Origin of the sequence: Halomonas rhizosphaerae, from assembly GCF_030012485.1 — a bacterium.
GTDB lineage: Bacteria > Pseudomonadota > Gammaproteobacteria > Pseudomonadales > Halomonadaceae > Halomonas > Halomonas rhizosphaerae.
Window position 1 is genome coordinate 50,181 of record NZ_JASCQQ010000013.1, and the last position, 18,369, is coordinate 68,549.

Sequence of the window (18,369 nt, forward strand, 5' to 3'; positions counted from 1 at the left end):
GGTATCTTGGCGGCTGCTCGGCCGACACCGGCCGCGGGCGGGGCGTCACGGGGCGCGCCGCGCCATCCATCGCGCAGGGGGCAGGGAACATGGAGAACGCACTGATGTGGCTGGCCACCGGCCTCGGCACGGGGCTCTCGCCCTGGGCCTCGGGCACCGTCGGGTCGCTGCTGGGGCTGCCGCTCGCCTGGTGGCTGCTGGGCCGCCCCCGCCGCCTGCAACTCGCCCTGGTGGCTGCGCTGCTGGTGGCGGCCGTGCCAATCTGCCACCTGGCCGCGGAGGAGCTGGGCCTCAAGGATGACGGGCGCATCGTGCTCGACGAGATCGTCGCCTTCCCGGTGGCGGTGCTGGGCCAGTCGGCGGCGCGACACCCCGCGGCCCTGGCCGGGGCCTTCGTGGTCTACCGGCTTCTCGATGCCACCAAGCCGCCGCCGGTGAGCCTGGCCGAGGCGGTACCCGGGGGCGTGGGCATCGTGCTCGACGACACCGTGGCGGCGGCCATGAGCTGGCTGGTGGTGGCCGCCGGCCTGTTCCTGTGGCGTCGTCGCCGGCCTGCCTGATACAGGGGGATGCATTTCGTTACGACGCCGGGGCTTGTGCTCGCTGGCCGGTACCCCGAGGTCCTGGGGTGTGTCACCTGGCCCGTCCATGCGGGTCAGTCGATTACCCGACAGCAAGGAGATCACCATGAGCCAACAGCTCGACGGCAAGCGCGTTGCCATCCTGGCCACCCATGGTTTCGAAGAGTCGGAACTGGCCGTGCCCAAGGCCAAGCTCGATGCCCAAGGGATCACGGTGGACGTGGTCTCTCCCGAGGCCAAGGGTATTCGCGCCTGGGCCGAGAGCGACTGGGGCGAGACCTACGAGGTCGACAGGTCCCTCGATGAGGCCAACTCCACCGACTACCACGCCCTGGTGTTGCCCGGTGGCCTCTTCAATCCGGATGCCCTGCGACAGGACGAACGTGCGCTGAGCTTCGTTCGGCACTTCTTCGAGGCCGGCAAGCCGGTGGGTGCCATCTGCCATGCCCCCTGGATCCTGATCAATGCCGAGGTCGTCGAAGGGCGGACCCTGACCTCCTATCCCTCGGTGAGGAAGGATCTTGAGAACGCCGGGGCGCGCTGGATCGACGAGCGGGTCGTCGTCGACAACGGTCTGGTCACCAGCCGCACACCGAAGGACCTGGATGCCTTCTGCCACAAGATGGTCGAGGAGATCCACGAGGGTCGACATGCCGGTCAGGCGTCTTGAGACGGCGACCCTGTACGTAAGAGACCTCACGGGTTCGGCCGCGGTCAGCGAGCAACGCCGTGAGCCGCACAACGCCTGTCCTTCACGGGACAGGCGTTGTGCTGTCAGGCTATTGTGCCCGCTGTTCGGTACTTGCCGGAGCCTCAGTCGCCCGGGGCCGCCGGCAATGGAAACACCACGTCGAAGCCGCGGGCATCGAGATGGCGGATGTCGCTCGGCCGGCCCTGGTCGTCGAGCTCCACCAGGCCGATGCCGGCGCCGTTCCACAGCCGCTCGCCGGCCTTGGCGCGGTCCGGGTCTCGCGGCTTGATCACCATGCGCCGGCGCTGGGTGAGCCAGTTGAGCGGCGAGCGCGGGGCATAGAGCCAGCGGTTGAGGCGATCGAGCCAGTCGAGCAGGGTATCGGGAAAGGCGTTCTTGATGCCACTGGAGGTGACCTGCCAGATCCGGGGCCCCTCGCGGCGCTGGCGGAGGTGGATGTCGTAGGCGAAGGAGTAGTGCACGTCGCCGGAGAGGATCACGTAGTGCCCCGGCGAGCGCGAGTGGCGGAAGATGTTGAGCATCACGCTGGCCGCGCCGCGGTGGGCCATCCAGTTCTCGGCATCGACCAGCAGCGGCCTGCCGGCCAGGGTGAAGAGCCGCTGGATGGTCTCGATCAGCTTGACGCCGAACATCGGCGCCGGCGAGACGATCACCACCGACGTGGCGCCGAGGATCTGCTGCTGCAGTTCCGAGAGCGCCTCCCAGTCCATCAGGCCGGAGGGGCGTTTCGGGCTGCGTTCGCTGCGCCAGCGTCGGGTACGGGTATCCAGGATCACCAGCTTCGGCTCCCCCTCGACCTCCACCTCCCAGCCCTGGAAGCGCAGCAACCGCTCGATGACGGCGTCCTGCTCCCCGGCAGGCAGCCAGCCCTCCCGGCTGGCTGCCGACGCCAGCAGCTCGGTGACCTCCGCCAGCGGCTCGGCCAGGCGGTCCGGGTCGTTGCCCCAGCCCTGGCAGAGCAGGTAGGCCAGCAGGGCGTTGCCGATGATGCGTCGCGAGAAGGGGTGCCCGTAGGCGGTGCGCTCCCAGTCCGCCGTGAGGTTCCAGTCGTCGGTGATGTCGTGGTCGTCGAAGATCATCAGCGTGGGCAGGTGGGCCATCACCCGGGCGGCGGCGGGCAGCCCCTCGGCGAAGCGTGCGATGACCGCTCGCTGCTCGCCGAAGCGTGCCGCGTCCTTCTCGTCCAGCGTCGGTTCGGTCATCTCGACCAGCCGCCAGGGCACCGGCGACCAGACCAGCAGGTACATGGCGATGACCTCGGCGAAGCTCATCAGGTGGTTTTGGGCGTTGACCGAGGTGAAGACCGGCTTGCGCACGCCGCCGAAGAAGCGCTCGCGCAGGTCCTCACTGCTCTTGACGTCCGGCAGCAGCGCCTCTCGCCGGTAGTAGGTGGCAGTGTCCGTATAGAGCGCCTGGCTGTCGGCCACGGTGGCGCCCTCCAGGGTCTCGTCGAAGAGGCCCAGGCGGCGGATCAGCGTATGGATGGCGACCAGCAGGGGGCCGGCGACGTCGTCGGCATAGACCTGGTCCCCGGTCATCAGCAGCCAGGCGGGCCAGGCCTCGGGCGCCTCCCGGCGCTCGGCCAGCCAGGCATCGGTGCGCACCAGGCCGTCGGAACCGTCATGGTGGGGCCGGCGGCAGGAGCCATGGAGCAGTCGGCGGTGGCTGTCGGCCAGCACGAAGCAAGGGTGCGTGGCGCCCTCGTGCAGCAGATGGGGGGCCCAGTCGGCGATGCCGCTGTCCTCCCCGACCGGGGTGATCTTCAGGTCGTAGTCGATGCGCACGACGCGGGGCAGAGGGGTGTCAAGGGCCACGTCGATCAGGTGCAGCCAGGCATGCCGGCCCAGCGGCAGGCGCTGCAGGCGGCGTTCGTTGAGGGTCAGGCGGCGCGGCGGATGTCCGGCCGGGTGCAGCATCAGGCCGAGGTCGAGGGGGCGCGAGCCCACCAGCCAGATCACCAGGCGCTCCGCGCTCAGGCGCCGCAGGAGGGGGCCGGCGAGGACCTCGGGCAGGGGAGCGGTGTCTCGGGACATGGCAATCCTTTGCGTCGCGGGTGCCGCTGAGGTCGATAGCACTGGTCGTGATCAGGTCAACAGACTAGGCTGGCGGCGGTTTCGTTCCACCTTGTACCTTCCCCTTCCCCCTATATGGAGACCCCTGACCATGACCGTGATGCTGTTCGGCCTGTTGCTCTTTCTCGGCGTGCACTCAGTGCGCATCGTCGCCGACGACTGGCGAACCGCCCAGATCCAGCGCATAGGCGAGCTGCCCTGGAAGGCGGCCTATTCGGTGGTCTCGATCATCGGCCTGGCCCTGGCGATCTGGGGCTATGGCCAGATGCGCCTGGACCCGGTATGGGTGTGGCAGCCGCCGGTGGGCCTGCGCCATGCCGTCTCACTGCTGATGATTCCCGCCTTCGTGCTGCTGGTGGCGGCCTATGTGCCCGGCAACCATCTCAAGGCCAGGCTGGGCCACCCGATGATCATCGCCGTGAAGCTGTGGGCCTTCGCCCACCTGCTGGCCAACGGCCGGCTGGGCGACATCGTCTTCTTCGGGGCCTTCCTGCTGTGGGCCGTGTTCGACTTCCGTGCGGCCCGTCGTCGGCCCCGGCCCGATAGCGCCGCCCCGGGCATGGTCGGTACCGTCGCGACCGTGGTGATCGGCCTGGTGGCCTACTACCTCTTCGCCTTCCACCTGCATGTCTGGGTCACCGGCGTGCCGGTGATGTGATCCCGCCCCGACGAACCGGGCCCCTGAACCGGCGGCTGGGCCTTTCCCTATATGGTGCTACGCTGATTGAGTCGGCACTGAACCGTCATCGGTGGGTCATGCCGTCGTCACATCGCCGCGCGATAACGGGGTGCGCCCTAGCCACCATGGAGAGTTCGTCATGTCGATCACACGTCGCCGTTTCCTCAAGGGCAGCCTGGCCGCCGGGGCCGTGGCCAGCGTGCCGTCCTTCTATGTCAACACGGTGCTGGCGCAGGAGCAGACGCTGCGCATCTATGCCTGGGCGGGCTACTTCAATGACCGGATGCTGGCGGACTTCACCGAGAAGACCGGGATCAAGGCCACCTTCACTCCCTACGGCACCAACGACGAACTGATGAACTCCCTGCGTGCCAGCGACGGCGAGGGCTTCGACGTCATCATGCCGACCGTGGATCGAGTGCCGGGCTACCTGGACTACGACCTGATCCAGCCGCTGGACGAGTCGCGCATCAACTGGAGCGGCGCCCTGGACAGCGCCATCGAGGGCTCCGAGACCGGCGGGGTGGTGGACGGCAAGCGCTATTTCGCGCCCAGCGACTGGGGCACCGAGGCGATCACCTGGCACCGCCGCTTCGCCGACGTCGACCGCGCCAACCTGAGTTATGCCGACCTGTGGAACCCCGAGCATGGCCAGGGCGTCACGGTGCGCGGCCACTCGGCGCTGGTCGGCATCGGCCTGTGGCTGGAGCGCGAGGGCCGGCTGCCGCACCCGCTGCTCGACTCCTACCAGAGCGAGGAGGCGATGCGCGCCAACTTCGACGTCATCCTCGAGGAGGCGGTCAAGCACAAGGAGCTGCTGGTGCAGTTCTGGAACACCGAGAACGAGGCCCAGGCCGCCTTCCGCACCAATGGCGCGATCATCGGCCAGACCTGGGACTCCACCGCCTTCCGCCTGCAGCAGGAGGGCGAGGATATCGCCTACGGGGCGCCGAAGGAGGGGGCGCTGGCGTGGATGGAGGGCTTCGTGATCCCGCGCAACGCCCGCAACCCGGACGCCGTCTACGAACTGATCAACTGGTACTACACCCCCGAGGCGGGTGCCATGTTCGTCGAGGCCACCGGCTACAACTCCACCTCCAAGGGCGCCACCGAGCTGCTGCCAGAGGCGACGCGCAACTTCTTCACCGACTCCTACACCGAGGAGGACCTGGCCAACCTCTGGTGGTGGCCGATCCAGGAGCCCTGGTACGTGGCGCTGCGCAACGAGTACCAGGACCGCTACCTCTCCGCATGACATCGCGTGACCCCGGCCCCGAGGTGACCATGGACGGCCGCGTCCGCCTGGAAGAGGTGGTGATGCGCTTCGGCGACTTCACCGCCATCGACAAGACGACGCTCGAGATTGGCTCGGGGGAGTTCTTCAGCTTCCTCGGGCCCTCGGGCTGCGGCAAGACCACCCTGCTCAACATGATCAGCGGCTTTCTGACCCCCAGCGAGGGGCAGGTGCTGATCGGCGGCGAACCCATGGCCGGGGTGCCGGTGAACCGCCGTCCCACGGCGATGATCTTCCAGAACCTGGCGCTCTTCCCGCTGATGACGGTGTTCGAGAACATCGAGTTCGGCCTGGAGGTGCGCGGGATCGACCGCAAGGCGCGCCGCGAGGCCTCCGAGCGGCTGCTGGCGCTGGTGGCCCTGGAGGGCAGCGGGCCGAAGCGGATCGGTGAGCTCTCCGGCGGCCAGAAGCAGCGGGTGGCCATCGCCCGGGCGCTGGCCGTGGAACCGCGGGTGCTACTGCTCGACGAACCGCTCTCGGCGCTGGACCTCAAGCTGCGCCAGCACATGCGCGCCGAGCTCAAGGCGATCCAGCGCAAGACCGGCATCACCTTCATCTATATCACCCACGACCAGGGCGAAGCGCTGACCATGTCCGACCGGGTGGCGGTGATGTCGGCGGGGCGCATCCAGCAGGTGGCCGACCCCGTGACCCTCTACCGTTCGCCGGCCACCGGCTTCGTGGCGGCCTTCGTCGGCGAGAACAACCGGCTTCGGACGACCCTGATCCAGCGCCAGGGCGAGTGGGTACGCCTGGACGGCGGAGTGCTGGGCGAGCTGGCCGGCCGTGTCGCGGCGTCGTCCCGGCTGGAGGGCGGCGACCGGGCGGCGCTCTACATCCGTCCCGAGCACCTGCGCCCGGTCGAGGAGGGGGCCGCCGGCCCGATCCTTGCGGCCACCCTGGAGGCGGTGCACTTCGAGGGCGCCTGGGTGGTGCTGGAGGCGAGGCTCGATGCCTCTGGCGAGATGCTCAGGGTGCAGCTGGGCCATGAGATATCCCGGCAGTACACGGATGCCCTGGTCGCCGGGCGTCGCATGAGATTCGGCTATGACCCCGACGATGCGGTGGTGCTGCCCGAGGATGGCAGCCCCCGGGTCGACGAGGCGACCGGCGAGGTGGTGGAGGCCGGCCATGTTTAGGCAGCTCGCCGCGCGCTTCGGCGGCCCCCTGGCCATGGCGATCCTGGCCCTGCTGGGCATCTGGCTGATCGTGATGGTGACCCTGCCGCAGCTGCAGATGATCGACTACTCGCTGCGCCCCAACCTGCTGCCGGCCCAGCAGGGCGGGCCGCAGGACGGCTGGACGCTGGCCAACTACGCCACCCTGTTCGCCAACGACATCCACCGGGCGATCTTCTTCAAGACGCTGTGGTCCAGCGTGCTGGTGACCCTGCTGACGCTTGGCGTGAGCTATCCGCTGGCCTGGTACCTGGCCAAGGTGGCCACCCCGCGGCAGGCGGCGCTGTGCATCCTGCTGCTGATCATTCCCTTCTGGATCAACGAGATCCTGCGTACCTACTCGTGGTTCATCATCCTCGCCTTCCGCGGGCCGCTCAACGAGGTGCTGATGATGCTGGGGCTGATCGACCGGCCGATCCGCTTTCTCAGCGGCGACGGCGGGGTCATGGTGGGTATGGTCTACGCCTATATCCTGTTCATGGTCTTCCCGGTCTACAACGCCATCGAGAGCCTCGACGACAACCAGGTGCGCGCGGCGCGAGACTTGGGGGCAGGGACGGTGCGTACCCATCGGCGCATCGTCATTCCCCATGCCAAGCCGGGGATTGCCACCGGCTGCATCATGACCTTCATGCTGGCGGCGGGCAGCTATGCGGTGCCGGCGCTGCTCGGCTCGCCGGGCAGCCGCTGGTTCACCCAGATCATCTACAACTGGTTCTTCGAGGGTGGCAACTGGAACCAGGGGGCGGCCTACGCCTTCCTGCTGCTGGTGCTGTGCATCGGCTTCATGTCGCTGGTCATGAAGGTGTTCAAGGTGGGCCTGGGGGACATTGCCAAATGAGGAACTGGGCCAAGTGACGGGGGATCGGGCGTGAGCGCACAGCGACTGATGGCCCTGGGCCTGCGCTTCTATGTGGTGGTGTTCTTCGCCTACCTCTTCCTGCCGCTGCTGGTGATGGCCGCGGCTACCTTCAACGACAGCCGCTTCCCCACGGTGACGCCCTGGGACGGCACCACCCTGAAGTGGTTCGGCGAGCTCGCCGCCGACGGCGGCATGTGGCAGGCGCTGGGCAACAGCGCCATCGTCGCCGTCGGGGTGCTCTGCCTGGCGGTGCCCATCGGCATCGCCACGGCGCTGTTCCTCAATACGGTGCAGAGCCGCGCCAAGCCCTTCCTCTATGCGCTGATCCTCTCGCCGCTGCTCACTCCGGGGGTGATCATCGGCATCTCCACGCTGATCTTCTGGCGCCAGCTCGGGGTCGGCGGGGGCATCTTCCTCACCGTGCTCGGCCAGGCCACCTTCATCGCCGCCTACGTGATGCTGATGGTCACCGCGCGGCTGCAGCGCTTCGATCGCACCATGGAGCGGGCCGCCCTGGACCTGGGCGCCAGCCAGTGGCAGATGTTCCGGCGCATCCTGCTGCCCTACCTCAGGCCGGCGATCCTCTCGGCGGCGGTGATCGCCTTCCTGCAGTCCTTCGAGAACTACAACACCTCGCTGTTTGTGGTGGGCTACGACACCACCCTGACGGTCTACATCGCCTCCAAGGTGCGTACCGGCCTCACGCCGGCGGTCAACGCCCTGGGACTGATCCTGATACTGGTCACCGTGCTGCTGGCCGTGGCCTACGAGGTCAAGCGGCGCCGCGAGGCGGCGAGAAGCGTGAAGGGAGTTTAACCGCTGCGCTATGCTGGGGCCTGGCAAGGGAGGGGCTCATGGCTCACGATCACGACCACGCGCGTCACACCACTCCCCACACCGGGCAGGACAGCCAGCGCCGGCTGGCCTGGGCGATCCTGCTCACCGGCGGCTTCATGGTCGCCGAGGTGGTGGGCGGCATCCTCTCCGGCTCGCTGGCGCTGCTCGCCGATGCCGGCCACATGCTCACCGACACCGCCGCCCTGGCGCTGGCCTGGTTCGCCGCGCGCATCAGCCGCCGCCCGGCCGACGAGAAACGCAGCTTCGGCTACCACCGGGTGCAGATCCTGGCCGCCTTCGTCAACGGCCTGACGCTGATCGCCATCGTGGTGTGGATCCTCATCGAGGCGATCCGCCGGCTGCTCTCGCCGGTGGAGGTGATGGGCACCCCCATGCTGGTGATCGCCGCCCTGGGACTTCTGGTCAACGTGGTGGTGTTCGCCATCCTGCACTTCGGCGACCGCGACAACCTCAACATCCGCGGCGCGGCGCTGCACGTGCTGGGCGATCTTCTGGGCTCGGTGGCGGCCATCGTCGCCGCCCTGGTGATACTGGCCACCGGCTGGATGCCCATCGACCCGCTGCTCTCGGTGCTGGTGGCGATGCTGATCCTGCGCAGCGCCTGGAAGCTGACCCGGGAGTCCGGCCATATCCTGCTGGAAGGCGCCCCGAACGACCTGGACGCGGCGACCCTGCGCCGCGAGATTCCCGAGCAGCTGGAGGCGGTCTGCAACGTGCATCACGTGCATGTCTGGTCGCTGACGCCGGGGCGGCACCTGGTGTCGCTGCATGCGGCCATCGATGAGGGCGAGGACCGCCAGGCTGCGCTGGTGGCGATCCGGACCCTGCTGGTGGAGCGCTATGGCCTGGACCATGCCACCATCCAGCTGGAGAGTCGGCACCACTGCGCCGACGAGCCCGAACCCGGCGAGGACCGCCAGGGCTGAGGCGCGCTCGCCGCGTCAGTCGGCGGTCTGGAAGGGACGGTCGGGCAGCCAGACGCGTACCGCCAGGCCGCCGAGGCGCGAGCGCGCGAGCTCCAGCCGGCCGCCGTTGAGCTTCACCAGGTCGGCGACGATGGCCAGGCCCAGGCCGCTGCCCGGGCGCTGTTCGTCGAGCCGGGCCCCGCGGGCCAGCGCGGCCTGGCGCTGGGCCTCGTCCATGCCTGGCCCGTCATCCTCGACCTCCAGCCAGCTCTCTCCGGCAGCGCTGCCGCCGCGCATCTCGACCCGTCCCTCGGCCCAGCGCAGGGCATTGTCCAGCAGGTTGCCGACCAGCTCCTGCAGGTCCTGGGCCTCCATGCGCACGCGCATCCCGGCCGGCAGGTCGTGGCGGAGGGTGATGCCGCGTCGCTCGCCCAGGCGCCCAAGCCCCGCGAGGATGGGGATGAGCACCTCGCCGGCGTCGACCCGGGGAGCCAGGCCGGCGTCTCCGGCCGCCGAGGCGCGGGCCAGGTGGTGGCGTACCGCCGCATCGATGCGCGCCAGCTCGTCGCGGATGCGTGTGCGCCGCGGCTCCTCGATCCCGTCGGCCAGGGTGGTCAGCACGCTCACCGGGGTCTTCAGCGCATGCGCCAGGTTGCCGGCGGCGTGGCGCGCATGGGTCATCAGTCGTCGGTCACGGTCCAGTACCCCGTTCATGGCCCGGGCGAGGCGGGCCAGCTCAGGCGACAGGCGGGTATCGAGGCGCTCGGCCTCGCCGCTCTCTACCTGCTGCAGGTCGGCCTGTATCCGGCGCAGCGGGGCCAGGCCCCAGCGGACCTGCAGGGCCAGGGTGGCCAGCAGCAGCAGCCCCAGGCCGACCAGGAAGAGCGTGACCAGCCGGGTAAAGCGGGCGAGCCCCGCGTCCAGCGTTTCTCGGGAGACGGCCACGCTGACGTGCAGGGGACTGTCCAGCGGTGCCAGGCGGATATCGCGCTCGATGACGCGCAGCGGCGTCCCGCGCGGGCCTTCCAGGTCACGGATCATCACCTGGCGGTGGGAGCGCACCGGCAGGCGCTGGTCCCACAGCGAGCGGGAGGTCAGCACCCGCTCGTCGCCGTCGCTGATCTGCCAGTACCAGCCGGAGAGCACCTGCTCGAAGCGCGGATCGCCCAGCGAGCGTTCATGGATCAGCCGCTGCTCCGTCGGCTCCCAGGCGAGGCCGGCGACGACCACGTTGAGCAGGGCTTCCAGGCGCTCGTCGAAGGCGCCCGTCGCGGTCGTGCGGAAGTAGTGGGAGAGTCCCGTGGCGGCCAGCGGCAGGGCGATCGTGAGGGTCAGCAGGGACGCCAGCAGCAGGCGACTGGCCAGCGACAGCTGCCGCAGTCGACTCATGGCGCCTCGTCGCCTCCGGCCAGGCGATACCCCTGGCCACGGTGGGTCTGGATGCGCGCGGCGCCCAGCTTGCGGCGCAGCCGGCTGATCTGGACGTCGATGACGTTGGAGTCCGGCTCGTGGTCACGGTCGTAGACGTGCTCGGCGAGCTCGCTGCGGCTCACCACGCGGGGCGCGGCGTGGGCCAGGTAGGCGAGCAGACGCGACTCCTGGGCGGTCAGGCTTACCGGGCGGCCGGCCAGGGTGACGCTGCCGGCGTGGGTGTCGAAGGAGAGCTCGCCGATCCTCAGCACCGGGTGGGCGTGGCCGTGGCTGCGCCGCACCAGGGCGCGTAACCGGAACAGTACTTCGGCGGTCTCGAAGGGCTTGGTGACGTAGTCATCGGCCCCGGCCGAGAAGCCGGCGGCCTTGTCGGCCCAGCGGGTGCGGGCGGTGAGTACCAGCACCGGGGTGTCGATGGCGTCCTCGCGCCACTGGGCGAGCCAGCGGCTGCCGTCGCCGTCGGGCAGGCCCAGATCGAGGATCACCGCGTCGTAGGCCTCGGTGCGCACCAGGAAGTCCGCCTCGCCACCGGCGGTGGCGGTTTCCAGCAGCACGCCGGCGTCCCCCAGGGCCTCGCTCAGCGCCTCGGCCAGAGCCCGGTCATCCTCCACCAGCAGCACCTTCATTCCGCGCCATCCTCGCGTCGCATCCCGTTGATGTTCACCCCTTCCATGCCGATCAGCTGGCCACTGGCGGCATCGAACTCGAACTCCACCACCTGCCCCTGGGGGCCGAGCATCTCGACCTCGTAGGTCATCCGGCCGTCGTCACGCTCGAGTTCCACCTCCAGTACCTGGCCCACATAGCGGGCCTCCAGCCAGTCGAGGATATCGGGCAGGGGTACGATCCTTCCTTCGCGCACCGCCTCGTGGAGGTCGTGCCACCCCTCATCTGCCGGCGCGGAAGAGGCGGCCAGCATGGCGAGGAGGGCGGCCAGCGCCGGCAGGCGCAGGCTTGGAAGCAGGTAACGATTCATCATGGCCACAGGGTGCCAGGGCGAACATGAATGCAGCATGAATGGCCTCGTCACCCTGTGGCAAGGTCGGGGGCGATATAACGGGGTGGCACCCATGAACGGAGGTATGACCCATGAAACGCAAGATGATCCTGGCCGGTACCCTGGCCAGCCTGATGGCCGCTGCCAGCCTGGCTCAGGCAGAGGAGAGCCGCCTGCCGGCGGAGCGCCTCGACGACATCCTGGCCAAGGCCAGCGCCTTCGGTTTCACCCACTTCGGGGAGATCGAGGTAAAGGACGATGACAGCGTGGAAATCGAGGGCTGGCTCGACGACGAGTGGCAGGCCGAGGTCCGGCTGTCGCTGGAGACCGGCGAGTCCCTCGAGGAGGAGCGCAAGCGTCGCGAGGGTGGCGCCTGGGGGATGAACGAGGACGAGGTGCGTCTGGCCATGGAGGCCGCGGTGGCCGAGGGGCTGGCCGAGTTCGAGGAGATCCAGGTCGACCGTGACGGCCGCGTCGAGGTCGAGGGTCGCGATGGCGAGGGCCGCGAGCTCGAGGTCAGGAGTCGCCAGGGCGAGGAGGGCACGAGCGAGGTGGAGCGCGACTGAGCCCATCGCCGGGGCCTTGCCCCGGCGATTCCTCCACCCGGCATGAAGCCCGTCATGAAGAGGGCCCGGCGCGACAGCTTCGCGCCGGGCCCTTTCGTGCGGGCGCGGTTCAGGTCATGCGCTGCAGGCTGCGTTCGCCGAGCCACCACTGGTGGGCCAGTGCGGCGAGCACATGGCCGGCGATGACGAACCACAGCAGATTGGCGAGCAGCTCGTGGGTCTCCTCGAAGGCCTCCTCGAGCCACTCGATCTCGGCTCCCGCCGCGATCAGCGGGGCTCCGAAGAGGGTCACGCCCTCGCCGCTGCCCCAGGCCGCGAGCAGGCCGCTGAGCGGGATCATCAGCAGCAGGGCATAGAGGGCCAGATGGCCGAGTCGCGCGGCCAGACGCCAGTGGGCGGGCAGGATCGGACGGCCGCGGTTGACGGCCCGCCAGGCCAGGCGGAAGGCGAGCAGGGCCAGCAGCGCCATCCCGATACTCTGGTGCAGGTCCATCGCGGCGGCCTCGCTGAGGGCCTCGAGTTCCTCCATCCACCAGTCGCTGGCCAGCATCAGCAGGACCAGCAGGGCCATGGACCAGTGGAGGGCGCGGGAGACGGGGCCGTAGCGGCGTTCGGTATCGAGCCAGTTCATCAGTATCACTCCTCGTTGGTGGGTACGTGATCCGTCTTACACCTCCTCGCCTTGCAGCAGCCTTAACGCCCCGTTCATCCGGCATTCATGTGGCGCAGCCGCGCTCCCGACGGTTTCTTCCCTGTGGCTCAGCCCGCCGAGCCGAAGAGCCCCATCACGCTGACCAGGATGAGCACCCCGCCGAGCACCCGGAAGTAGAGGTTGGTGCGGCTGGCGAGCATGTGCTGGTGGGCACGTTCGCCCAGCAGGTGGCCGGCCAGGGCACAGGGCAGCAGCCACAGGTGGTGGATGAGCTGCAGGTCGACGCCGGCGATCACGAATGAGACCATCTTGATCAGCACCAGGATGAACCACAGCACGAAGAGGGTATCGCGCAGCTGGTGGGCGGCGACGTGGGTGGCGAAGACCGCGACGATCAGCGGGGCGCCGATCAGCGAGGTACCGCTGACGTAACCGCCCAGCGCCAGCAGCACCGCGTCCACCCCCCGGTTGCGGCTGCGAAAGGGCCTGTCGAGCAGGTAGCCGACCGCATAGACCATCACGATCACGAAGATGATGCTGGTCAGGACGTTGCCCGGCAGGGTCAGCAGGCCGACCACCCCGATCAGCTTGGGGATGATCATCACCTTCATCGCTCTGAGCAGGTAGCCCCAGTCGATGTTGCCCTCGGTCGGCGCCTGGCCGGCGTTGTCGGCCACCAGCTGTCGGTGGCCGCGCCAGGCGATCCAGCTGGAGAAGATCAGCAGGTGCACGGCGATGATCGGCAGGAAGACCAGCGGCTCGTCGAGTACCAGCAGCAGGAAGGGCAGCGACAGCACGGCACCGCCGAAGCCCAGGCTGGTGCGCACGAACCCGCTCCAGACGAAGATCAGCCCGATCAGGACGAGCTGGGGGATCTCGAGGTCGGCCATCAGGGCGCTCCTTTCCCGTGTGGTGGTGTCATGGCGCCAGCGACCCCCAGACGCCGGTGAGCACCTCCAGCGCCTCGGCGATCACCGCCTCCTCGCCGCGGTCGCGGCGCCAGACGAAGCTGAGCGCGCAGGGCAGGCGCACGCCCTCGGCGACCACCAGGCCGCGCTCCTGGCGTTCGGCCATGGCCAGCGCATCGCGGGCCAGGCTGAGGCCCACGCCGGCGCGCACCAGGTCGAGCATGCAGGCCTCCTGGTCCACCTGGGCCACGCCGTTGGGCACGATGCCCAGCGGGTCGAGCACGCCGTGCAGGAGGCGGTGATGGGCGGAATTCTCGGGCGTGGTGATCCACGGCAGGGTGGCGAGCCGAGGCCAGTCGGCGCCGGCCAGGCGGCTGCCCCAGCCGGCCGGGGCGATCACGTGGTAGTCGAAGTGGGTGAGTTCGCAATGGGCGATTTCCGGGTCGCCCGGCCCCTCGCCGGGCGGCGCCAGGAAGAAGCCGACGTCCAGCTCGCCGCGCCGCACCCACTCCAGCACGGTGCCGCTCATGCCGTGGTGCAGCTCGGTCTCGAGCTGCGGGGCCCGCTCCACCAGGCGACGCAGGAAGGCCCCTAGGCGGATGAACTCCGGGTCGACGATGGTGCCGATCTTGAGCCGGCCACGCAGCGTGCTGTGCAGGGCCCGGGCGTTCTGCTCGAAGGCGGCCATGGCCGCCAGCGCCTTCTCGGCGGCGGGCAGCAGCGCGCGACCGTCGGCGGTGAGCTCCAGCCCCTGGGGGCGGCGCTGGAACAGCGCGAGGCCAAGGCTCGCCTGGAACTGCTTGAGCTTCAGGCTCACCGCGGGCTGGGTCAGGTGCAGGCGCTCGGCGGCACGCGAGACGCTGCCTTCCCTAGCCACGGTGACGAAGGCACGCAGGGTCTGGAGGTCCTGCATGGTGTCGCTTCCTTGGGTGGAGTGATATCAGCCAAACTTATACGCTGATTTTGAATTACTCAATTGATCCTGATGGCGATAGGGCTAGTCTAGGCGCCAATGGGGGCACTTCTGTCACTCCCCCTCCCCGACAACGGACGTCCATCCCCGATTCCGACAACGACGAGACGAGACCGCCATGAGCACAGCCAGCATCCCGCATTATATCAACGGGCAAATGTCAGCCGGCGAATCCGGCCAGCACCAGGCCGTGACCAACCCGGCCACCGGCCAGGTGACCGGCCAGGTGGCCCTGGCCTCCCAGGCCGATGTGGCCACGGCGGTGGACGCCGCCAAGGCCGCCTTCCCGGCCTGGGCCGATACCCCGCCGATCCGCCGCGCCCGGGTGATGTTCAAGTTCCTCCAGCTGCTGGGCGAGCACAAGGATGACCTGGCGCGGGCGATCACCCTGGAGCATGGCAAGGTGTTCACCGATGCCCAGGGCGAGGTGGCACGCGGCATCGACATCGTCGAGTTCGCCTGCGGCATCCCGCAGCTGCTCAAGGGCGACTACACCGAGCAGGTCAGCACCGGCATCGACAACTGGACCCTGCGCCAGCCGCTGGGCGTTGTCGCCGGCATCACTCCCTTCAACTTCCCGGTCATGGTGCCGATGTGGATGTTCCCCATCGCCATCGCCGCCGGCAACACCTTCATCCTCAAGCCGAGCCCGCTGGACCCCAGCGCCTCGCTGCTGATCGCCGACCTGCTCAAGCAGGCGGGGCTGCCGGATGGTGTCTTCAACGTGGTGCAGGGCGACAAGGATTCCGTGGAGGCGCTCCTCGACCATCCCGACGTCAAGGCGCTCTCCTTCGTCGGCTCCACGCCGATCGCCAACCTGATCTACGAGCGGGGTGCCCGCCACGGCAAGCGCGTCCAGGCCCTGGGCGGCGCCAAGAACCACATGGTGGTGATGCCCGATGCCGACCTCGACAAGGCCGTGGATGCGCTGATCGGCGCCGCCTACGGCAGTGCCGGCGAGCGCTGCATGGCGATCAGCGTGGCGGTGCTGGTGGGCGACGTGGCCGACGAGCTCGTGCCGCGCCTGGCCGAGCGGGCGCGCGCGCTCAAGGTCAAGAATGGCCTGGAGCTGGATGCCGAGATGGGCCCGATCGTCACCGCCCAGGCGCACCAGCGCATCACCGGCTATATCGAGAAGGGCGTGAGCGAGGGTGCCGAGCTGGTCGTCGATGGCCGTGACTTCGATGCCGCCGCGACCGGCGACGACTGCGCCGAGGGCTTCTGGATGGGCGGCTCGCTGTTCGACCACGTCACCCCGGAGATGACCATCTACCAGGAGGAGATCTTCGGCCCGGTGCTGGCCTGCGTGCGGGTGCCCGACATCGCCACCGCCATCCAGCTGATCAACGACCACGAGTTCGGCAACGGCGTGAGCTGCTTCACCGAGAGCGGCAGCGTGGCCCGAGAGTTCGGGCGTCGCATCCAGGTGGGCATGGTCGGCATCAACGTGCCGATCCCGGTGCCCATGGCCTGGCACGGCTTCGGTGGCTGGAAGCGCTCGCTGTTCGGCGACACCCACGCCTACGGCGAGGAGGGAGTGCGCTTCTACACCAAGCAGAAGTCGATCATGCAGCGCTGGTCGGATTCCATACATGGCGGCTCCGAGTTCGCCATGCCGACCCACAAGTAAGGCTGCCGATCACTCAATGAGCGAGAGGCGCCGGGGACGACGTGAAGAGGAAGTTATGTCGTCACCGGAACAGCCTCGAGTGAAGTCATCACCGAGAGCGTGCCATGGCTGACCAGGAATTCGACTATATCGTGGTGGGGGCCGGCACCGCCGGCTGCCTGCTGGCCAACCGCCTGAGCGCTGACCCGGCCAACCGGGTGCTGCTGATCGAGGCGGGCGGTCGCGACAACTACCACTGGATCCACATCCCGGTGGGTTACCTCTACTGCATCAACAACCCGCGCACCGACTGGTGCTTCCGCACCGAGGCCGACCCCGGCCTCAACGGTCGCTCGCTGATCTATCCCCGCGGCAAGACCCTCGGCGGGTGTTCCAGCATCAACGGCATGCTCTATATCCGCGGCCAGTCGCGCGACTATGACAGCTGGGCCGAGGCCACCGGCGACGACGCCTGGCGCTGGGAGAGTTGCCTGCCCGACTTCATGAAGCACGAGGATCACCACCGCCTGGATGCCGGCGGCGATGCCGACGCTGCCCACCGCGACTACCATGGCCACGGCGGCGAGTGGCGGGTGGAGAAGCAGCGCCTCAAGTGGCAAGTGCTCGATGACTTCGCCACCGCGGCCGTGGAGGCCGGCATCCCGCGGACCCGCGACTTCAACCGCGGCGACAACGAGGGGGTCGACTACTTCGAGGTCAACCAGCGCTCGGGCTGGCGCTGGAACACCTCCAAGGCCTTCCTGCGCGGAGCCGAGAAGCGCTACAACCTGACCCTGTGGCACTCCACCCAGGTGCTGGGGCTCGAACTGGAACGAGGAGGCGAGCCCGGCCAGGGCGACCAGCCCCGTTGCACCGGCGTGCGCGTCGAGCGCGGCGGTAAGGCGATCACGGTGCAGGCCGGCCGCGAGGTGGTCCTCTCTGCCGGCGCCATCGGCTCGCCGCAACTGCTGCAACTCTCCGGCATCGGCCCGGCCGACCTGCTGCGCGAGCACGATATCCCGGTGATCCATGACCTGCCGGGGGTCGGCGAGAACCTCCAGGACCACCTGCAGATCCGCTCGGTGTATCGGGTGAAGGGCGCCAAGACCCTCAACACCATGGCCAACTCGCTGGTCGGCAAGGCGGGCATCGGGCTCGAGTACCTGCTCAAGCGCTCGGGCCCCATGAGCATGGCGCCCTCGCAGCTGTGTGCCTTCACGCGCAGCTCCGACGAGTACCAACATCCCAACATCGAGTACCACGTCCAGCCGCTGAGCCTCGAGGCCTTCGGCCAGCCGCTGCATGACTTCCCGGCGATCACGGCGAGCGTGTGCAACCTCAATCCGACCAGCCGTGGCACGGTGCGCATCAAGAGTGCCGACCCGCGCCAGGCCCCGGCCATCGCGCCCAACTACCTGAGCACCCCGGAGGATCGCAAGGTGGCGGCGGACTCGCTGCGGGTCACGCGGCGCATCGCCGAGCAGCCGGCCTTCGCGAGGTATTCGCCCGAGGAGGTCAAGCCGGGCCTGGAGTACCAGAGCGACGATGACCTGGCCCGCCTGGCGGGGGACATCGGCACCACCATCTTCCACCCGGTGGGCACCACCAGAATGGGGCGTGACGACGATCCCATGGCGGTGGTGGACGCTCGCCTGCGGGTAAGGGGCGTGGCGGGGCTGCGCGTGGTGGATGCGGGCGTCATGCCCACCATCACCAGCGGCAACACCAACGCGCCGACGCTGATGATCGCCGAGAAGGCCGCGGGCTGGATCCTCGGCGGGGCGTAACGGGCTCCTCCCCTCTCGAGACACGACAACGGCAGGCCTTGGCCTGCCGTTGTCGTATCGGGGAAGGTGTTGCCGACGCGGGCTCCCTTGCCATCGATGGCGTCATGGCGATGGGCATTCGGACGTCCCGGTGATCCCGCCCGGCGGGTCGGGCCTCTCCAGGTGCGTCCTCGTGGGCGCCATGGAGGGCGGCAATATTCCTGTCATGCACAGCAAATAGTGTTTGACCTGCGCCCGGCAACGGCGCACTATGCCCGCAGTTGGTTAGCAAGTGGAACATCGCAAGTGGTCATCGAAAGCTCATG

General features: G+C 68.8%; 18 protein-coding genes. 11 read left to right on the forward strand and 7 right to left on the reverse strand.

Going from position 1 to position 18,369, the window contains the following annotated elements; all coding sequences use genetic code 11:
• Window positions 1-89 precede the first annotated feature (89 nt).
• Complete coding sequence (locus QLQ86_RS07750; RefSeq protein ID WP_282816461.1) at window positions 90-560, forward strand: phosphatidylglycerophosphatase A family protein; 471 nt, start codon at window positions 90-92, stop codon at window positions 558-560.
• A gap of 127 nt (window positions 561-687) precedes the next feature.
• Window positions 688-1,251 (forward strand): type 1 glutamine amidotransferase domain-containing protein, encoded by a 564-nt coding sequence (locus QLQ86_RS07755; protein WP_282735700.1) that lies wholly within the window; start codon window positions 688-690, stop codon window positions 1,249-1,251.
• 143 nt (window positions 1,252-1,394) lie between these two features.
• Here the strand turns inward: QLQ86_RS07755 and QLQ86_RS07760 are convergent, their stop codons facing one another.
• Window positions 1,395-3,326, reverse strand: a complete 1,932-nt coding sequence (locus QLQ86_RS07760) for an alkaline phosphatase D family protein (protein ID WP_282816462.1) — start codon at window positions 3,324-3,326, stop codon at window positions 1,395-1,397.
• A 130-nt stretch (window positions 3,327-3,456) separates the two neighbouring features.
• Here QLQ86_RS07760 and QLQ86_RS07765 point away from each other — a divergent pair, with 130 nt between their 5' ends.
• From QLQ86_RS07765 to QLQ86_RS07790, 6 genes are all read left to right on the forward strand, one after another.
• Window positions 3,457-4,023, forward strand: coding sequence for an NnrU family protein (locus QLQ86_RS07765; protein ID WP_282816463.1), 567 nt, complete (start codon window positions 3,457-3,459; stop codon window positions 4,021-4,023).
• 160 nt (window positions 4,024-4,183) lie between these two features.
• On the forward strand, window positions 4,184-5,299 hold the full coding sequence (locus QLQ86_RS07770; RefSeq protein WP_282816464.1) for a substrate-binding domain-containing protein: 1,116 nt from the start codon (window positions 4,184-4,186) through the stop codon (window positions 5,297-5,299).
• The gene (locus tag QLQ86_RS07775) at window positions 5,296-6,477 is read left to right on the forward strand and encodes an ABC transporter ATP-binding protein (protein WP_326521272.1); all 1,182 of its coding nucleotides are present in this window, start codon (window positions 5,296-5,298) and stop codon (window positions 6,475-6,477) included. The genes QLQ86_RS07770 and QLQ86_RS07775 overlap by 4 nt, the downstream gene beginning before the upstream one ends.
• Window positions 6,470-7,357 (forward strand): ABC transporter permease, encoded by an 888-nt coding sequence (locus tag QLQ86_RS07780; RefSeq protein WP_282816465.1) that lies wholly within the window; start codon window positions 6,470-6,472, stop codon window positions 7,355-7,357. The genes QLQ86_RS07775 and QLQ86_RS07780 overlap by 8 nt, the downstream gene beginning before the upstream one ends.
• A gap of 48 nt (window positions 7,358-7,405) precedes the next feature.
• Window positions 7,406-8,194: an ABC transporter permease gene (locus tag QLQ86_RS07785; protein ID WP_407650067.1), complete on the forward strand. Its 789-nt coding sequence runs from the start codon at window positions 7,406-7,408 to the stop codon at window positions 8,192-8,194.
• Between the two features lie 38 nt (window positions 8,195-8,232).
• On the forward strand, window positions 8,233-9,162 hold the full coding sequence (locus tag QLQ86_RS07790) for a cation diffusion facilitator family transporter (protein WP_282816466.1): 930 nt from the start codon (window positions 8,233-8,235) through the stop codon (window positions 9,160-9,162).
• A gap of 15 nt (window positions 9,163-9,177) precedes the next feature.
• On the opposite strand, the gene QLQ86_RS07795 is transcribed toward QLQ86_RS07790, so the two are convergent.
• The 3 genes from QLQ86_RS07795 to QLQ86_RS07805 are packed head-to-tail and all read right to left on the reverse strand — an operon-like array spanning window position 9,178 to window position 11,587.
• On the reverse strand, window positions 9,178-10,530 hold the full coding sequence (locus QLQ86_RS07795) for a sensor histidine kinase (RefSeq protein ID WP_282816467.1): 1,353 nt from the start codon (window positions 10,528-10,530) through the stop codon (window positions 9,178-9,180).
• On the reverse strand, window positions 10,527-11,198 hold the full coding sequence (locus QLQ86_RS07800; protein ID WP_282816468.1) for a response regulator transcription factor: 672 nt from the start codon (window positions 11,196-11,198) through the stop codon (window positions 10,527-10,529). Before QLQ86_RS07800 ends, QLQ86_RS07795 begins: the two co-directional genes overlap by 4 nt.
• Entirely contained in the window at window positions 11,195-11,587 is a 393-nt protein-coding gene (locus QLQ86_RS07805; RefSeq protein ID WP_407650064.1) for a PepSY domain-containing protein, read from the reverse strand. Before QLQ86_RS07805 ends, QLQ86_RS07800 begins: the two co-directional genes overlap by 4 nt.
• A 74-nt stretch (window positions 11,588-11,661) precedes the next feature.
• Between QLQ86_RS07805 and QLQ86_RS07810 the strand changes: the two genes are divergently transcribed.
• A complete protein-coding gene (locus QLQ86_RS07810; protein ID WP_282816469.1) occupies window positions 11,662-12,135 on the forward strand; it encodes a PepSY domain-containing protein in 474 nt (157 codons plus the stop codon).
• Between the two features lie 109 nt (window positions 12,136-12,244).
• Here QLQ86_RS07810 and QLQ86_RS07815 read toward each other — a convergent pair whose 3' ends face one another.
• The 3 genes from QLQ86_RS07815 to QLQ86_RS07825 all read right to left on the reverse strand — a co-directional run bounded on the left by QLQ86_RS07815 (window position 12,245) and on the right by QLQ86_RS07825 (window position 14,608).
• Window positions 12,245-12,766, reverse strand: coding sequence for a cytochrome b (locus tag QLQ86_RS07815; RefSeq protein ID WP_282816470.1), 522 nt, complete (start codon window positions 12,764-12,766; stop codon window positions 12,245-12,247).
• A gap of 128 nt (window positions 12,767-12,894) precedes the next feature.
• Window positions 12,895-13,677, reverse strand: a complete 783-nt coding sequence (locus QLQ86_RS07820; protein WP_282816471.1) for a TSUP family transporter — start codon at window positions 13,675-13,677, stop codon at window positions 12,895-12,897.
• A 28-nt stretch (window positions 13,678-13,705) separates the two neighbouring features.
• Window positions 13,706-14,608: a LysR family transcriptional regulator gene (locus QLQ86_RS07825; protein ID WP_282816472.1), complete on the reverse strand. Its 903-nt coding sequence runs from the start codon at window positions 14,606-14,608 to the stop codon at window positions 13,706-13,708.
• Window positions 14,609-14,786: 178 nt separating this feature from the next.
• Here QLQ86_RS07825 and QLQ86_RS07830 point away from each other — a divergent pair, with 178 nt between their 5' ends.
• On the forward strand, window positions 14,787-16,298 hold the full coding sequence (locus QLQ86_RS07830) for a CoA-acylating methylmalonate-semialdehyde dehydrogenase (protein WP_282816473.1): 1,512 nt from the start codon (window positions 14,787-14,789) through the stop codon (window positions 16,296-16,298).
• 104 nt (window positions 16,299-16,402) lie between these two features.
• Window positions 16,403-18,064 (forward strand): GMC family oxidoreductase, encoded by a 1,662-nt coding sequence (locus tag QLQ86_RS07835; protein ID WP_282816474.1) that lies wholly within the window; start codon window positions 16,403-16,405, stop codon window positions 18,062-18,064.
• The last annotated feature ends 305 nt before the right edge of the window (window positions 18,065-18,369 follow it).

Excerpts from the sequence above, each read along its gene's own strand:
- QLQ86_RS07815 (WP_282816470.1), bottom strand. The coding sequence starts at position 12,766 with ATGAACTGGCTCGATACCGAACGCCGCTACGGCCCCGTCTCCCGCGCC.
- QLQ86_RS07835 (WP_282816474.1), top strand. The coding sequence starts at position 16,403 with ATGGCTGACCAGGAATTCGACTATATCGTGGTGGGGGCCGGCACCGCC.
- QLQ86_RS07765 (WP_282816463.1), top strand. The coding sequence starts at position 3,457 with ATGACCGTGATGCTGTTCGGCCTGTTGCTCTTTCTCGGCGTGCACTCA.
- QLQ86_RS07800 (WP_282816468.1), bottom strand. The coding sequence starts at position 11,198 with ATGAAGGTGCTGCTGGTGGAGGATGACCGGGCTCTGGCCGAGGCGCTG.
- QLQ86_RS07780 (WP_282816465.1), top strand. The coding sequence starts at position 6,470 with ATGTTTAGGCAGCTCGCCGCGCGCTTCGGCGGCCCCCTGGCCATGGCG.
- QLQ86_RS07760 (WP_282816462.1), bottom strand. The coding sequence starts at position 3,326 with ATGTCCCGAGACACCGCTCCCCTGCCCGAGGTCCTCGCCGGCCCCCTC.
- QLQ86_RS07750 (WP_282816461.1), top strand. The coding sequence starts at position 90 with ATGGAGAACGCACTGATGTGGCTGGCCACCGGCCTCGGCACGGGGCTC.
- QLQ86_RS07810 (WP_282816469.1), top strand. The coding sequence starts at position 11,662 with ATGAAACGCAAGATGATCCTGGCCGGTACCCTGGCCAGCCTGATGGCC.
- QLQ86_RS07825 (WP_282816472.1), bottom strand. The coding sequence starts at position 14,608 with ATGCAGGACCTCCAGACCCTGCGTGCCTTCGTCACCGTGGCTAGGGAA.
- QLQ86_RS07795 (WP_282816467.1), bottom strand. The coding sequence starts at position 10,530 with ATGAGTCGACTGCGGCAGCTGTCGCTGGCCAGTCGCCTGCTGCTGGCG.
- QLQ86_RS07755 (WP_282735700.1), top strand. The coding sequence starts at position 688 with ATGAGCCAACAGCTCGACGGCAAGCGCGTTGCCATCCTGGCCACCCAT.
- QLQ86_RS07785 (WP_407650067.1), top strand. The coding sequence starts at position 7,406 with ATGGCCCTGGGCCTGCGCTTCTATGTGGTGGTGTTCTTCGCCTACCTC.
- QLQ86_RS07830 (WP_282816473.1), top strand. The coding sequence starts at position 14,787 with ATGAGCACAGCCAGCATCCCGCATTATATCAACGGGCAAATGTCAGCC.
- QLQ86_RS07770 (WP_282816464.1), top strand. The coding sequence starts at position 4,184 with ATGTCGATCACACGTCGCCGTTTCCTCAAGGGCAGCCTGGCCGCCGGG.
- QLQ86_RS07820 (WP_282816471.1), bottom strand. The coding sequence starts at position 13,677 with ATGGCCGACCTCGAGATCCCCCAGCTCGTCCTGATCGGGCTGATCTTC.
- QLQ86_RS07790 (WP_282816466.1), top strand. The coding sequence starts at position 8,233 with ATGGCTCACGATCACGACCACGCGCGTCACACCACTCCCCACACCGGG.
- QLQ86_RS07775 (WP_326521272.1), top strand. The coding sequence starts at position 5,296 with ATGACATCGCGTGACCCCGGCCCCGAGGTGACCATGGACGGCCGCGTC.
- QLQ86_RS07805 (WP_407650064.1), bottom strand. The coding sequence starts at position 11,587 with ATGCTGCATTCATGTTCGCCCTGGCACCCTGTGGCCATGATGAATCGT.